Genomic DNA, 16114 nt, shown 5'->3' on the forward strand with positions numbered 1-16114 from the left:
TTGCAATTGTTAACGCTCATTTTCTTTTTTAAGAAAATCAATAACTTTATCAGGAAAATCTGTAAAAGCACCATCTACATTCGCATCTATTAACAGGGTTTTTAGCATTTCATCAAAAGATGAAAACTCGGCTAAAGCATCTGCTCTAAATGTGTATGGGTGCACTTTTAACCCTAACTCATGAGCTTCTTTTACCAAGTTTGTAAATTGAAACCTGTTGTTTACTTTTTCTGATAATATTTGTTTGTACCAAGGTCCAACTCCATCTGCATAGGTTGCAAAATGGGCTAATTGTTTTGCTTCTTCAGGGTGTTCTATAAGCTGAACTAAAAATAATTCCGATTTTAAATCTACTCGAATTCGTTCTAATTCTTCTGCATCAAAACATTGTAGAATACAATTGTCTTTCTTTGTTTTGTAACTATAATCAGCTAAAACATTTAAAACAATTGCAGTTAGATTTTTGCCTTCTTTTTGATGAAATTTTGGTTCTTTAATTTCTGGGTAAATTCCAATATTTTTTCCTGTAGAAGCATTTAAACCTTGTATCAATTCAATTTCTTCTTGTAAAGAATGTAGTTTAAAGTTGCCTTTCCATTTTGGAAATCTGTTTGGGTAGAACTGCTCACCAGTTTTCGGGTTAAAACGTTCTGTAACTTGTAGAGATTTTAATTCATCGTATGTAAAATCGATCACATAAAAACGATTGTCTTCTCTTTTTCTATCAGGAAATTTGTTAGCTACGTTTGTAACATCATCTAAATAAATATCATGTATTACAATGGGTACATCATCTTTACTTAGCACCAAATCTTGTTCTATAAAATCTACCTGCATTGCATAAGCCATCGCTTTTGATTCTAAGGTATGTTCAGGTAAATAGCCAGAAGCACCTCTATGTGCTATAACAATTTTATTGCTCAATTTTTTTTCCTTTTGGATTTGGTTGCAGCTAGTTAGCAACAAACAAATCAAAAATAATAAATTGTATTTCATTTAAACTATATTAAGTTTTAAAGATAGAACTTTTGTAATTTTGCAGTATGAAGTTATTATTAAAAATTCTTTTTGTGATATTTATAGTTTGGATGTCTGTTGGAGCATTTTTACTAAATACAGAACACGAAAAAGCAGAAATTGTAATGGGTTTAGGCGTGTTTTACTTGTCTTTTATATTTATGCCAATTTTTATCTACTACAGGTATAGAGATGGTAAGTATAAAAAATACATACTTACAGACGAGAAATTAATGGCTGCTTTTAAAAATAGAGATAAAAATTAAAGTTTCTTTTTTAGAAAAGCATATACAGGAAAATGATCTGAAAAGCCTCCTTTATACCAAGGACCAATGTAGGTTCTAAAAGGGCTCCCTTTGTATTTTCCTTTATAAATTTTCATCCATTTTTTATTAAAAACTTCTGCATGTTTAAAGTACAATTTGTCTTTTTCTTCTACCAAAAAGTTTTTAGAGAATATAATTTGATCAAATAAATTCCAGCTTCCATTGTAGGTTAAAGAACCTTTACTAGTAGGATTTAAGATTTTTTCCATAGGATTATAAAAATCATCTTTTACCAAATATTCCTTAACACTTTTACTTTTTGGATCATCATTAAAATCGCCCATAATAATAATTTTAGGGTCCATTTCTTTGGCATGAATTCCAGCTGTTATTTCTCTTATTTTTTCTGCAGCAGCAATACGTTTGTGTTCGGTTTCTGCTACACCTTCTCTTCTAGAAGACCAATGTGTAACAATAATATGCACTAACTCTCCATGTAAATAGCCACTAACCTTTAAAATATCTCTAGTATAATCTCTTTCACCTTCATCATCTTCTAAAAAAACTGGGTAGGTTTCAGAAGCTATTAATTCAAATGCAATTTTATTATACAATAGTGCTACATCAATACCTCTTTCATCAGGTGAATCATAATGCACAAAACCATAATGGTGTTTTTTTAAATAAGAAGAATTTGCCAAATCTGATACCACTTTCGCATTTTCTACTTCAACCAAACCTACAATTGCAGGTGGGTATTTTGATTTATTGAGCCCTAATTGCGCTATAATTGAACTCAATTTTTTGATTTTGATGTTGTAACGATCTATGGTCCATTTCTTTTTACCAGCTGGAGTGTAATCATCATCTGCAGTATTTGGGTTATCTACTGTGTCAAACAAGTTTTCTACATTGTAAAAAGCAATAGTTGTAATATCTTTTTTTTGTTTGATAGCTGGTATAGATGGAAACATAAAATTTACTTTAAAGTAAAAATAACCAATTTATAAGGCATGAAACTAACTTATTGGTTTTGTTTTCATAACCTTCAAATAACGAATTACTTTATATAAAAATATAAATTTGTAACGATTAGAATTTGAATTAGGCTAAATATAGAATTAGTATAAAAGCGCGAGATTTACTTTAGCTGAGAAATCCTCAATTTATTTGAGGATTTTTTGTGTTTTATAAAATAAAAATCTACTATAAAAAATAGTTGATAATTTAACCTAAAATATATGTTTTGTTAACATTCAAATTTAGTCTGTAAAAAAGAATCAAATTAAATTTGCAGAACCATACAACCACCACTAAATACAGCATATAAGAGCAAAAAGTAAAATATTTGAATTAATTAATTAAAACCTCAGTTTGTCTTGAGGTTTTTTTGTTTCTATTCATCAAATAAAAAATTACTTTTTATCGAATTAAAAATTACACTTCTTAGTTAAAAAATGAATTAAAAAGCAATACTATTTTTTAGGGCTTAATATTAGTTTAATTTAAGTAATTGAGTATTTTTTATCAGATTTTAATAAATGTTTTGTTTTTAGAAATAGTCTTTGGTTTTTTACTGATAATTCTATTGTGTTTTAGTACTTATTAACAGAATATCAGCAATGTATACTAAATGTTAAGAGAATTAAAATCGGTAAAAACTAACCAAAACTATATGTTTTTATAACCTTTAATTTCACTATAGTTTTTAATGGTAAAGTACTTTTACAGTGTTAATTAAAACAATAAAATCCAACAAAAAAAACCTTATTAAAAATGAAAAAGCTATCTATTGTACTTGTAATTTCTTTAATGACTGTATTTTCATCATTTGCAAATAATAACGATGATAAAGTTAAAGAAGAAGTAAATAACAAATTAAGAAACAAAATAGAAAATTTATTAGGAGACTATCAGAATATTCTAGATAATAGTGAAGAGAAAACTTCTGTAAAATTCCTTATCAACAGAAAAGGAGAAATTATAGTTTTATCTGTAAATACAAACAAGCAAAATATTGCAAATTACATTAAAACTAAGTTAAACTATAAGAGAACTGCTATAAAGAATGTAAAATTCTTGAAAGCATACACTTTACCAATTAAGTTTGTTAAAGAGTAAATTAAAGTAATACCCCTAAGTTGAAAGAGCCCCAACAAATGTTGGGGCTCTTTTTGTTTTTAAATAAGTAAATGCATAATTATGTAAATACTAGAAAGTGAGATAAAGAAGAATATATATTAGTTTCATTTCGTTAATTGAGTTTGTTAATCTAGTTGACATCAAAAATGCCATTTGGTGTCAACTTTCTTTTTACCTTTGTTTTCTATGATAGATCAAAAAGAAGCCATTTCTGAAAAAGCTGTACTAATAGGTGTTATAACACAACAGCAAGATGAAACAAAATCAACAGAATATTTAGACGAACTAGAGTTTTTAACGCAAACTGCTGGAGGTGTTGTTGTAAAACGTTTTGTTCAAAAAATGGAAAGACCAAATCCTAAAACTTTTTTAGGAGCTGGTAAACTAGAAGATGTAAAAGCTTACATACAATCTAACATGATTGGTACTGCTATTTTTGATGATGAATTATCTCCTGCACAATTAAGAAATATCGAAAAAATCTTAGATTGTAAGATTTTAGATAGAACCAATTTAATACTTGATATTTTTGCACAGAGAGCGCAAACAAGTTCTGCAAAAACGCAAGTAGAATTGGCTCAAAGTGAATATCTTTTACCACGTTTAACAAGACTTTGGACACACCTTGACAAACAAAAAGGGGGTATTGGAATGCGTGGACCAGGAGAAACAGAAATTGAAACAGACAGACGTATAATTCGTGATAAAATAACACTCTTAAAAAAGCGCTTAAAAACTATTGATAAACAAATGGCGGTTCAAAGAAAGAATCGTGGTAAAATGGTAAGAGTTGCTTTGGTTGGGTATACCAATGTTGGTAAATCTACCTTAATGAATGTAGTTAGTAAAAGTGATGTTTTTGCAGAAAATAAATTGTTTGCCACTTTAGATACTACTGTACGTAAAGTAGTTATTAAAAACATTCCTTTTTTAATGACAGATACTGTAGGGTTTATTAGAAAATTACCAACTCAATTAGTAGAGTCATTCAAATCTACTTTAGACGAGGTTAGAGAAGCAGATTTATTGTTACATGTTGTAGATATATCTCACCCAAATTTTGAAGATCATATTGCATCTGTAAATTCTATTCTAACAGATATCAAATGTGCAGATAAACCAACCTTAATGGTCTTTAATAAGATTGATGCTTACCAGCATGAAACTATAGAAGAAGACGATTTAGAGACAGAAAAAGGGAAACAACATTATACCTTACAAGATTGGAAAAAAACTTGGATGAATGATAAAGAAGTAGAATCGATTTTTATTTCTGCTTTAAACAAAGAAAATCTAGAAGATTTTAAAGAGAAAACGTATGAAGAAGTAAAGAAAATTCATATTCAACGTTTTCCTTACAATGACTTTTTGTATTACGAATACAAAGAAGAGGAATAAAAAAATCCTATTACTTTTAAAGTAGTAGGATTTTTTTTAGTGTTTATTTTAGAATGTTATTGCTCCAAATCATCCTTTATGATTCCCATTCGTTTTGCCCTGTTTTCCCAAGATTTTCTTGCAAGGGCTTGTAAGTCTGCAACAGAATCAGTTTCATCCATAATTTCTAAACCAAGTAAAGTTTCAATAACATCTTCTTGAGAAACTAAACCACTTACAGAACCATATTCATCTACAACAAGTGCAATATGTTCTTTTTCTTTAATTAATTTATCAAACAAATCTGGTATCGATAATTCTCTATCTGTAATTAAAATAGCTCTTTTTATGGTAGATAAAGCCTCATTTCCTTGACCGTTAATAATGGCTTCTAGTAAATGATCTTTTAAAAAGTAGCCTGTAATTTCATCAGGATTTTCTTTAAAAACGGGAATTCTTGAGAAACGTAAATTTTTATGAGCTTCGTAAAAAGCCTGAATAGTTTCGCTCTCATCCGCAAGTTCCATAACTGTTCTAGGTGTCATTACATCATTTACTTTTATCTCTTTAAAACCTAGTAAGTTTCTAATTACTTTACTTTCGTTCTTTTTAAATACACCATCTTTTTCTGCCATTTCTGTCATCACCAAAAAGCTTTCTCTACTTAAAATACTTCCATGACCTTTACCTCCAATAAGTTTAGTGGTAAGTTGTAGTACCCATAAAATACCTGTGTATTTTAAAGGAAAAATCATAACCTTAAGTGCTTTAGAAGTAAAATTAGCTAAGCCTTTCCAGTAAGTGGCTCCTATGGTTTTAGGTATAATTTCTGATGCTACTAAAATTAGAATCGTCATTATAGTAGATACTAAACCAACCATTACATCTTCTGTAAATTCTATGCTAAAAACACTTCTAGTGGTTGTGCCATACATTTCTGCATAAGCTACTTTTGCTTGCACACCCACCAATATTGCACCTACAGTGTGTGCGATTGTATTAATGGTTAAAATAGCAATTAAAGGTTTGTCTACATCTTTTTTTAAAACTTCTAAATCTGTAGCATATTCTAAACCTTCACTTTTTTTAAGGTTGATAAAAGTAGGTGTAATACTTAGTAAAACTGCTTCTAAAATTGAACATAGAAAAGAGAAAAAAATTGAAACAGTAGCGTAAATTATTAATAATGTCATCCATAGAAATTTAAGTTACAAAAGTAATTAAAATAAAAAAACCTCAAGAGTTTCTTGAGGCTTAGAATATTAATTTATGTTTTTTGTTAAAAGGCATAGCTTAAACCAAACAACCAATAGGTTTGTAATTTGTTATCTACAGTATCAAATGTTTCTGCTGGGTTGTCTATTAAAGCATTGTTAAGTGCTTCTTGCTTATTGTTTCTTAAACCTACTTCAAAACCTAAACCTACTCCTTTCCAAAGTGTATATCCAAGAGAGTTTGTCCAAGTCCAGTTAGATAAATCACCATCTTTATAGCTTTGGAATAAAGATAAGTTAGATTTTACGCTTAAATCTCCATACTTATTGGTGTAATCTGCAACCACTTTAGCACCTAAAGAAGATTCAAAAACAGTGTCTCCAGAACTAAAAACAAAATTGTAGTTTCCTGGGTGCATTACTACCACTAAATGGCTAGTTGGTGTCCAAGTTAAACCTGCACCTAAATCTAAATATCCAGGGTCATTAAAATTATCAATTAATGTAGTTCTGTATTCTCCAAGTGCAGAAAGTGCCCATTTTTTGTTTAATCTTCTACCATATAATGATGATAGCGTAAATACATCAGAAGCAGTTTCAAAACCTTCATCTCCACTAACAGATTTATCATCTAATTTTACCCAACCTAAGTTTAGGTTTCCAGAGTTTCTCCAAAAGAATTTCTCTTGAATTAAATTGGCAAAAGCATTTACGGTAATTCCAATATTTGCAGCATCTGCATTGGGTGCGTTTCTAGCATACCAATTATTAAATCCAGATAAACTTGCACCTACAGTACCAAATGCACCAACTTTCCAACCTGGAAGAGCATCTATTTTGCTCTGAATTTTTTTGGCTTTAGCTTGTAGTTTAGAAATGGAGTCTTTTTTAGAGGCTAGCTCTTTTTTTAATTCATCTACATTTTGAGCGTTCAATGTTATGCTCATAAATGCGAATAAACATAATAGTGTAATTTTTTTCATGAAATTTGGCTTTTATAAGTTGGCAAAATTAAAATAATTTAAAATTTCAAATTATCTAAATTAGATGAAATGCAATTTACTTTATTTTTTTAGATTGATAATCAATTACCTAAATAGAAGTTTGGCTTGTTTTTTTCGATTAAAGTTAGGTTTTAATAACTAACTCTTTCATGAAAACTGTAGTTTACCCCCAAACCAAACAATTGCCTAAATTGAATTTTACTCGAAGAATCATCATCTATAATTGCTTGAAAAGTTAGGTGCATCTTTATTTGTTTATTTACTTTAAAACCAATGTTTGATTGATAATCAACATCAATATTTCCCACGTTTGCAAGATAATCTGTATACATGGTTAAAATGTTTTCCATAACCACGTTTTCCATAATTTGAAACTTGTAATAGCCTGATAAGTTATACCCAATACTAAATGCTGTATTTCTGCCTTCTTCTACCCCAAACTTCCCAGAAAAAAAGTCGTTTACCAAAGTATATCTTGCAGTTGCAGGTGCAATATTTAAACTTAAATTATCAGATTTTTTCCAGAGCATTCCTGGTCCAAAAGTTAAATAGGCAGGAGAAAGAAAGTCAGAAACTGCTTGCTTGGGTTCTTGTTTGTAATCGTAACCTAAGGTATATTGAGTTCTAAAATTTCCTATAAATGAGAAGAACCAATACGTTGATGTTTTTAAACCAAATAGGGTGTTGAATTCAAATCTATCATCTGTTTTTCTCCAACCTTGTTCACTTAAATGACTTAATCCATAGCTGGTTAACAATCTGCTATCCCAGTTAATATTGTTTTTTTTATAGTTAAAATCGTAATTTACATTTAGGTTTCCTGCTATAGTATTTACACCACCAGTTCTCCAGTTAGAAAACGAAGATTGATTGAATACAAAGGCAAACCTTCCATGAATTTTCCATTTAGGTTCTGGCAGTGTGTCTTTTTTCTTTGATTGTGCTATAGAACTGAACGAAAAAAGAAGTAGAAAAAGAAGAAAATAACTTCTCACTTTATTGATAGATTGATCGCAAAAGTAAGATTATCTATAAAAAAATAAAATTAATTTTTAGATTTATACAAAGGTACTGTAGAGCAAGCCTCACCAAACATAATACTCTTGGCAATTGGTTGAATCTTTTCAATTAAAAAAGCAAAAGCAGAAGGTGGTATTGGTTTATCTGCACAACCTTTTATAATTACAGGTTTGTCTGCAAGATGTCTTAAATCTAAAAAACCAATAAGTTCTTGGTAAATTACAGTTTCTAATAATTCCAAATTTCCGATAACCACTTTATTTGCATGTGGTGCAAGTTCTGCTGCAATTAACATGTAAGCCCAAGAAGGTATAATAGCATCTACAGAACAAGTAACTGCTACAAATGTTTTTTTGTATTTAGACCAATTATGGTTCTTTACCAAAACTCTAAAATCTCTCTCTCTCAAAATTAATTCTTGAAAAAGCCAATCTTTAATATCGAATAAAATTCTTTCTCCTTCAGGATATATTTCCTCTAAATCAAAGGTTACTAATTTACTATTGGCAACTCTATTTACAATTTCATCTTGCATGTTCTTAAAATTTTAGAGTGAGTTTTTGTTTTTTGAAGCTTTTATAGCATTCCAAGCTCTAACTTCGCTTCTTCGCTCATCATTTCTTGAGTCCAAGTAGGATCGAAAGTTATCTCAACCTCGCACTCATTTATTTCTTTTAATGATTTTACTTTGTCTTCTATTTCTACAGGTAAACTCTCTGCAACTGGGCAGTTAGGAGATGTAAGCGTCATTAAAATCTTAGCATTGTTTTCGTCAGAAACAAATACATCATAAATTAAACCTAACTCGTAAATATCAACAGGAATTTCTGGATCGTAAATAGTTTTTAAAACTCTAATAATTTTGTCTCCTATTTCTTCTAATTCTTTATCTGTCATTTTATATAATCTTAATTCTGCAATTTTGCTTGTTGTGCAATTGCGTACATTTTTATTTGCTTTAACATAGAAACTAAACCATTTGCTCTTGTAGGTGAAAGGTGTTCTTTTAAACCAATTTCATCTATAAAATGAGTTTCTGCTACTAAAATATCTTCTGGTTTTTGTCCAGAATAAACTCTTAAAAGTAGTGCTACAATTCCTTTTGTTAAAATAGCATCGCTATCTGCAGTAAATTTTACACTGTTATCATCTAACTCAGAATACAACCAAACTTTAGACTGGCAACCCTTAATTAGGTTTTCATCTAGTTTATATTTATCGTCAATAATTGGTAAAGATTTCCCTAATTCAATGATGTATTCATAACGTTCCATCCAATCATCAAACATCGAAAACTCATCAATAATTTCTTCTTGTATTTCTTTGATAGTCATTTTTAAAACTTATTTTTGCATCTTAATAATCTTGCATACACAAGTTGTGCAAAATTACTGATTATATTTAAGAAATGAGCAAATTATTAGCAGTTGGTACAGTAGCTTTTGATGCAATTGAAACTCCATTTGGTAAAACCGATAAAATTCTTGGTGGTTCAGGAACTTTTGTAGGTTTAGCAGCAAGTCAATTTGGTGTAAAAACTGGAGTTGTTTCTGTGGTTGGAGGAGATTTTCCTGATAATTATTTAGAAATGATGAATACCAAAGGTATTAATACAGATGGTATTGAAATAATTAAAGAAGGAAAAACGTTTTTCTGGAGTGGTAAGTATCATAATGATATGAATTCTAGAGATACCTTGGTTACAGAATTGAATGTTTTAGAAAATTTTCAGCCAGTTGTGCCAGGAAACTTTAAAGATTCAGGTATTGTAATGTTGGGTAATTTGCACCCATTAACGCAGGCCTCTGTTTTAGATCAAATGAACGAAAGACCAAAATTGGTAGTTTTAGATACTATGAATTTTTGGATGGATATTGCTTTGAATGATTTGCATGAAGTGCTGAAAAGAGTAGATGTAGTTACGATTAATGATGAAGAAGCTCGCCAACTTTCTGGTGAATATTCATTAGTAAATGCAGCTAAAAAGATTCATACAATGGGTCCTAAATATGTGGTGATTAAAAAAGGAGAACATGGAGCTTTATTATTTAATGAAGGTAAAATGTTTTTTGCACCAGCTTTGCCTTTAGCAGAGGTTTTTGATCCAACAGGAGCAGGAGATACATTTGCAGGAGGTTTTTGTGGTTATCTAGCAAAAACTGAAGACATTTCTTTTGAGAATATGAAAAACGCCATAATTTATGGTTCTAATTTGGCATCTTTCTGTGTAGAGAAGTTTGGTACAGAACGAATGCAGGAGCTTACGAAAGAAGAAGTAAAAAGTCGCTTGCAAGCCTTTAAAGAGTTAACGCAATTTGATATAGAATTATCATAAATGAAAATCCGCGCCTAAAAACGCGGATTTTTTTGTAGTAAAAACAACAAATACTAGAATAAATGAGTGACGCAATTAAACACGAATGTGGAATTGCCTTGGTTCGATTAAAGAAGCCATTACAATTTTATAAAGATAAATACGGTTCTGCTTTTTACGGAATTAATAAGATGTACTTGTTAATGGAAAAGCAACATAATCGTGGTCAAGATGGTGCTGGTTTTGCAAGTGTAAAATTTAATATAGAGCCAGGAACTAGATACATTAGTAGAGTACGTTCTAATAAAACACAACCTATTCAAGATATTTTTGCACAAATTAACGATAGAATAAATGGTGTTCTAGAAGTTAATCCAGACAAAAAAGACGATGTTGCTTGGCAAGAGGAACACATGCCATATGTAGGTAATTTATTTTTAGGTCATGTACGTTATGGAACGTTTGGTAAAAACTCTATAGAAAGTGTACATCCTTTTTTGCGTCAAAGCAATTGGAAACATAAAAACCTTATTGTTGCAGGTAATTTTAATATGACAAACTCTAACCAAATGTTAGATGAGTTAATTGAGTTAGGGCAACATCCAAAAGAGTTTACAGATACTGTAACTGTAATGGAAAAAATTGGGCATTTCTTAGAAGATGAAGTGGGTAAACTTTATCAAAAAGCCAAAAAGCAAGGGTTTAATAAAAAAGATGCATCACCATTTATAGAAGAAAATTTAAGCTTAAAGAAAGTTTTAAAACGTTCTTCTAAAAATTGGGATGGTGGTTATGCAATGGCTGGTTTAGTAGGTCATGGAGATGCTTTTGTATTAAGAGATCCAAATGGAATTAGACCAACCTTTTTTTATGAAGATGATGAAGTTGTTGTTGTGGCTTCAGAAAGACCAGTTATACAAACTGTATTTAATGTGTCTATAGATAAAGTGCAAGAGTTAGAAAGAGGTCATGCTTTAATAATAAAGAAAAGTGGTAAAGTTTCTATTAAAAAAGTAAATGAGCCTAGAGAAAAGAAATCGTGTTCTTTTGAGCGAATTTATTTTTCTAGAGGTAGTGATGCCAGCATTTACGAAGAGCGTAAAAACTTAGGAAAATATGTGTTTCCACAAGTTTTAAAATCTATAAATTCTGATGTTTCAAACTCGGTATTTTCTTATATACCAAACACTGCAGAAACATCATTTTATGGAATGACAGAGGCAGCAGAAGATTTATTAAATCAACAAAAAACGGCTAAAATATTAGCTGGTGGTACAAAATTATCTGCACAAAAGGTAACAGAAATTTTATCTGAAAGACCACGTTTTGAAAAAATTGCAATTAAAGATGCAAAATTAAGAACGTTTATTGCTGATGATAATTCTAGAGACGATTTAGTAGAACATGTTTACGATATAACTTATGGTGTTGTAAAACCTACAGATAACTTAGTAATTATAGATGATAGTATTGTTCGTGGAACAACTTTAAAGAAAAGTATCATTAAAATTTTAGACAGATTAAACCCTAAGAAAATTGTGGTGGTTTCTTCTGCTCCTCAAATTAGATATCCAGATTGTTATGGTATAGATATGGCTAGAATAGATGCATTTATTGCATTTAAAGCAGCAATAGCTTTATTAAAACAAACAGATCAATATCATATTGTAGACGAGGTTTATCAAAAAAGTAAAGCTCAGCAAAACAAAGAAGACGATGCTATTGTAAATTACGTTAAGGAAATTTACAGCCCATTTACTGCAGAAGAAATTTCAGCTAAAATTGCAGAGATGTTAAAAACTGAAGAAATTAAAGCAGAGGTTGAAGTAATTTATCAAACTGTAGAAGGTTTGCATAAAGCTTGTCCAGATAATTTAGGAGATTGGTATTTTACAGGCGATTATCCTACTCCTGGAGGTATGAGAGTAGTAAATCAAGCATTCATAAACTTCTATGAAGGTAATGATGAGAGAGCTTATTAAATAGCAATGTTTCAGCATAAAAAAAGCATCCATATTTTGGATGCTTTTTTTATATCATTTAGAATCTAATTACTTAGCTTCTGCATATCTTCTTTCAACTTCATTCCAGTTTATAACTTTAAAGAAAGCATCAATATAATCTGGTCTTCTGTTTTGGTAGTTTAAATAGTAAGCATGTTCCCAAACGTCTAATCCTAAGATTGGAGTTCCACCACAAGTAACACCTGGCATTAATGGGTTATCTTGGTTTGGTGTAGAACAAACTTCTACTTTACCACCTTTATGTACACATAACCAAGCCCAACCAGAACCAAACTGAGTTGCTGCTGCTTTAGAAAATGCATCCATAAATGCTTCTTTAGAGCCAAATTCTGCTTCAATAGCATCTTTTAACTCTCCAGATAAATAACCTCTACCTTCTGGATTCATTACTGTCCAAAACAAAGAGTGATTGTAAAATCCACCTCCATTATTTCTAACAGCGCTATTGCTCATATCTAAATTAGTTAAAATATCTTCGATAGATTTTCCTGCTAAGTCAGTACCTTCAATTGCGTTATTTAATTTTGTTGTATATCCATTGTGATGTTTTCCATGGTGTATCTCCATAGTTTTAGCATCAATATGTGGTTCTAGTGCATCATGTGCGTATCCTAATTCTGGTAATTCAAAAGCCATAATTTTATTTTTAAAAGTTTATTTTAATTAGTGAGTAACAAATTTAACATTTAAAAGAACCAATACCAAGTCTTTAATAATTTGTTAACTTATAGCAATATAGATTGTAGTTATTCGCCATATTTCTGCATAAACTCCTCAAGTTCAGCCACCATATTTTTACTACCACAAACAAATGGCACTCTTTGGTGTAATTCTGTAGGTTCTACATCTAAAGTTCTTGTGTACCCATCAGAAGCATAACCATTAGCCTGTTCAGCTAAAAAAGCCATTGGGTTGCACTCGTAAAGTAAACGTAGTTTTCCATTCGGATTTCTAGACCCTTTAGGGTACATATAAATACCACCTTTAATCATATTTCTATGAAAATCAGAAACTAAAGAACCAATATATCTGCTTGTGTAAGGTCTATCACCTTCCTCTTCTTGACAGTGTTTAATGTATTTTTTAACTCCCAAAGGAAAATCCATATAATTCCCTTCATTCACTGAATATATACTACCATCTTCAGGAAACTCCATGTTTGGGTGAGATAAGTAAAATGAACCAATTGCAGGGTTTAGTGTAAAACCATTAACACCATCACCAGTTGTATAAACCAACATTGTAGATGTACCATAAACTACATAACCTGCAGCCACTTGCTCACTACCTTTTTGTAAAAAATCTTCTATTTGCACAGGGGTTCCTGTAGGTGTAACTCTTCTGTAAATAGAAAAAATAGTACCTACAGAAACGTTTACATCTATGTTAGATGAACCGTCTAAAGGATCTATTAATACTACATATTTATTTTGATGATTTTCATCAATACTATTGATAGATATAAAACTATCTTCCTCTTCACTAGCAATTCCACAAACAATATTTCTTCTTGTTAAGGTTTGTATGAATTTATCATTTGCATAAACATCTAATTTTTGCTGATCTTCACCCTGTATATTAGTGTCTCCAAAAGCACCAATAATATCTACTAAACCTGCTTTGTTAACTTCATGATTTACCACTTTTGCAGCCAATCTAATAGAATTTAAAAGGCTACTTAATTCACCTGAACTGTATTTAAAGGCGTGCTGATTTTCAATAATGAATTCACCAAGAGTTTGTTTTTTTACTGTCATAAAAGCGTTAAAGGTTGATTTTTAACAAATATCTGAACTTTTTTGAGTTACTACAACGTTTTAGATTTTTATTTTTTTGAATCATAATGATTTAAGAATTATATAAAAAATTATACAGATTGTAGCTAATTGTCAAAATTTTACAAATATTTTTGACGATTATAAAATGATTTATCTTTGCCAAAATTTTGAAAATATGAGTTTTACCATTCGAAGAGGTCTAAAAGAAGATATGCAATCTGTACATAATTTAATTATGGAACTGGCTATTTTTGAAAAAGAACCAGATGCTGTAGAAATTACTGTAGACGATTTAATCAAAGACGGATTTTCTGAAAAACCAAGATTTAAAATTTTTGTAGCAGAAGAAAACGAAACCATTATTGGTATTGCTCTTTTTTATGAAAGATATTCTACTTGGAAAGGTAAAACCATTCACTTAGAAGATTTAATCGTTACCAAAAAACGCCAAAAAATAGGAGCAGGTAAAGCATTGTACACAGCTGTGCTAAACTATGCTTATGAAAATGATTTCAATAGAGTTGCTTGGGAGGTTATAGATTGGAATACAAATGCCATTGAATTTTATAAAAGCACTGGTGCTACTTATTTAAATGATTGGTCTGTGGTTCAAATGAACAAAGGAAATTTGGCAAAATTTATAGAAAATAACTAGATAGATGAAGATTTTTAAATTTGGTGGTGCCTCTGTTAAAGACGCAGAAAGTGTAAAAAATGTTGTTTCAATCATTAAAAATGAAGGAGCCAAAGATACTCTAGTAGTAATTTCTGCTATGGGTAAAATGACAAACGCTTTTGAAGATGTTATAGATTCATATTATCATAAAAAAGAAGATTTACCAAGTAAACTGAACTATATAGAAGAGTTTCATAAAAATATCATGAGCTCTTTATTCGATAAAACAGATGAGGTTTACAAAGAAGTAGATGTTTTATTTGGAGAGTTAGGTTGGTTTTTGGCCAGAAATACTTCACAAAGGTTTAACTACGTTTACGATCAAATTATTTGTTTTGGTGAGTTATTATCAACAAGAATTGTAAGTGGTTATTTAGCAAAAATAGGCCAAGAGAATATTTGGTTTGATGTAAGAAATTATATTAAAACAGACAGTAATTATAGAGATGCAAAAGTAGATTGGGAGTTAACAGAAGAGCTTATCAATAAGAAAGTAGATGCTTCTAAAATTAACATCACTCAAGGATTTATTGCAGCTAATGATACAGAAAATACTACCACTTTAGGTAGAGAAGGTTCTGATTATACTGCAGGTATTTTTGCCTACTGCTTAAACGCAGAAAGTGTAACTATTTGGAAAGATGTGCCAGGAGTTCTAAATGCAGATCCAAGAGTGTTTTCTGACACCACTTTATTAGCTCAAATTTCATACGAAGAAGCTATAGAGATGGCTTTCTATGGCGCCTCTGTAATACACCCAAAAACGTTACAACCTATAGAAAAGAAAGAAATTCCTTTGTTGGTACGTTCTTTTGTTAACCCAAAAGAAAAAGGTACAACAGTTTCTAAAGGTACCATGTTAGAACCATATATACCTTGCTATATTGTAAAGAAAAATCAAATTTTAGTTTCAATATCGGCCTTAGATTTTTCATTTATGGTTGAAAATAATATTAGTTTTATCTTTCAAAAGCTACATGATTATCAGCTAAAAGTTAACCTGATTCAAAACTCTGCCATTAGCTTTTCTGTTTGTATAGATAACAAGTTTAATAAGTTTGATGAATTTCATAAAGAATTAGAGCATCAGTTTAAAATAGATGTTCAGAAAAATGTAGACTTATATACCATTCGTCACTTTGATGATAATGCAATAGAATTGATTGAAAACAAAGGAGAATCTTTATTAACTCAAGTAAACAAAGAAACTTCGCAAATTGTGATAAAACCCAATTAAATAAAATTTCGATTTCGTTTTTTTTACTATGTTTGTTCTCTAGTA

General features: G+C 30.2%; 17 protein-coding genes. 7 read left to right on the plus strand and 10 right to left on the minus strand.

The window, feature by feature from the left end; all coding sequences use genetic code 11:
- Positions 1-9: 9 nt before the first annotated feature.
- Positions 10-996 carry a glycerophosphodiester phosphodiesterase gene (glpQ, locus tag V7R38_RS05505; protein ID WP_334056500.1) on the minus strand — a complete coding sequence of 329 codons (987 nt, stop codon included), beginning with the start codon at positions 994-996 and terminating at the stop codon, positions 10-12.
- Between the two features lie 47 nt (positions 997-1043).
- Between glpQ and V7R38_RS05510 the strand changes: the two genes are divergently transcribed.
- A complete protein-coding gene (locus V7R38_RS05510) occupies positions 1044-1283 on the plus strand; it encodes a hypothetical protein (RefSeq protein WP_015481320.1) in 240 nt (79 codons plus the stop codon).
- Here V7R38_RS05510 and V7R38_RS05515 read toward each other — a convergent pair.
- Positions 1280-2257 (minus strand): endonuclease/exonuclease/phosphatase family protein, encoded by a 978-nt coding sequence (locus V7R38_RS05515; protein WP_334056504.1) that lies wholly within the window; start codon positions 2255-2257, stop codon positions 1280-1282. The genes V7R38_RS05510 and V7R38_RS05515 overlap by 4 nt on opposite strands.
- Before the next feature lie 802 nt (positions 2258-3059).
- On the opposite strand from V7R38_RS05515, the gene V7R38_RS05520 reads away from it, so the two are divergent.
- Entirely contained in the window at positions 3060-3404 is a 345-nt protein-coding gene (locus V7R38_RS05520; RefSeq protein WP_015481318.1) for a hypothetical protein, read from the plus strand.
- A gap of 207 nt (positions 3405-3611) precedes the next feature.
- Positions 3612-4823, plus strand: a complete 1212-nt coding sequence (gene hflX / locus V7R38_RS05525) for a GTPase HflX (protein WP_334056507.1) — start codon at positions 3612-3614, stop codon at positions 4821-4823.
- 56 nt (positions 4824-4879) lie between these two features.
- Here hflX and V7R38_RS05530 read toward each other — a convergent pair whose 3' ends face one another.
- The 6 genes from V7R38_RS05530 to V7R38_RS05555 form a co-directional block, all read right to left on the minus strand.
- Positions 4880-5995 carry a CNNM domain-containing protein gene (locus V7R38_RS05530; RefSeq protein WP_334056509.1) on the minus strand — a complete coding sequence of 372 codons (1116 nt, stop codon included), beginning with the start codon at positions 5993-5995 and terminating at the stop codon, positions 4880-4882.
- An 86-nt stretch (positions 5996-6081) separates the two neighbouring features.
- Complete coding sequence (locus V7R38_RS05535) at positions 6082-6999, minus strand: DUF3078 domain-containing protein (protein WP_334056511.1); 918 nt, start codon at positions 6997-6999, stop codon at positions 6082-6084.
- Positions 7000-7151: 152 nt separating this feature from the next.
- Positions 7152-8015 carry a DUF3078 domain-containing protein gene (locus V7R38_RS05540; RefSeq protein WP_015481314.1) on the minus strand — a complete coding sequence of 288 codons (864 nt, stop codon included), beginning with the start codon at positions 8013-8015 and terminating at the stop codon, positions 7152-7154.
- Positions 8016-8065: 50 nt separating this feature from the next.
- Positions 8066-8575 carry a DUF2480 family protein gene (locus V7R38_RS05545; RefSeq protein ID WP_334056513.1) on the minus strand — a complete coding sequence of 170 codons (510 nt, stop codon included), beginning with the start codon at positions 8573-8575 and terminating at the stop codon, positions 8066-8068.
- Between the two features lie 41 nt (positions 8576-8616).
- Complete coding sequence (locus V7R38_RS05550) at positions 8617-8937, minus strand: DUF59 domain-containing protein (RefSeq protein WP_015481312.1); 321 nt, start codon at positions 8935-8937, stop codon at positions 8617-8619.
- Between the two features lie 11 nt (positions 8938-8948).
- Positions 8949-9374, minus strand: coding sequence for a SufE family protein (locus V7R38_RS05555; protein ID WP_015481311.1), 426 nt, complete (start codon positions 9372-9374; stop codon positions 8949-8951).
- A gap of 74 nt (positions 9375-9448) precedes the next feature.
- Between V7R38_RS05555 and V7R38_RS05560 the strand changes: the two genes are divergently transcribed.
- The gene (locus V7R38_RS05560; RefSeq protein ID WP_334056514.1) at positions 9449-10375 is read left to right on the plus strand and encodes a PfkB family carbohydrate kinase; all 927 of its coding nucleotides are present in this window, start codon (positions 9449-9451) and stop codon (positions 10373-10375) included.
- Between the two features lie 62 nt (positions 10376-10437).
- Positions 10438-12336 (plus strand): amidophosphoribosyltransferase, encoded by a 1899-nt coding sequence (locus V7R38_RS05565; RefSeq protein WP_334056516.1) that lies wholly within the window; start codon positions 10438-10440, stop codon positions 12334-12336.
- A gap of 69 nt (positions 12337-12405) precedes the next feature.
- On the opposite strand, the gene V7R38_RS05570 is transcribed toward V7R38_RS05565, so the two are convergent.
- Entirely contained in the window at positions 12406-13014 is a 609-nt protein-coding gene (locus tag V7R38_RS05570) for a superoxide dismutase (protein WP_334056517.1), read from the minus strand.
- A 110-nt stretch (positions 13015-13124) separates the two neighbouring features.
- Entirely contained in the window at positions 13125-14135 is a 1011-nt protein-coding gene (gene fbp, locus V7R38_RS05575; protein ID WP_015481307.1) for a class 1 fructose-bisphosphatase, read from the minus strand.
- A gap of 196 nt (positions 14136-14331) precedes the next feature.
- On the opposite strand from fbp, the gene V7R38_RS05580 reads away from it, so the two are divergent.
- Positions 14332-14811 carry a GNAT family N-acetyltransferase gene (locus tag V7R38_RS05580; protein ID WP_334056520.1) on the plus strand — a complete coding sequence of 160 codons (480 nt, stop codon included), beginning with the start codon at positions 14332-14334 and terminating at the stop codon, positions 14809-14811.
- 4 nt (positions 14812-14815) lie between these two features.
- On the plus strand, positions 14816-16069 hold the full coding sequence (locus V7R38_RS05585) for an aspartate kinase (RefSeq protein WP_334056522.1): 1254 nt from the start codon (positions 14816-14818) through the stop codon (positions 16067-16069).
- Positions 16070-16114 lie beyond the last annotated feature (45 nt).

It is taken from the genome of Polaribacter sp. P097 (assembly GCF_036864555.1).
Taxonomy (GTDB): Bacteria; Bacteroidota; Bacteroidia; order Flavobacteriales; family Flavobacteriaceae; genus Polaribacter.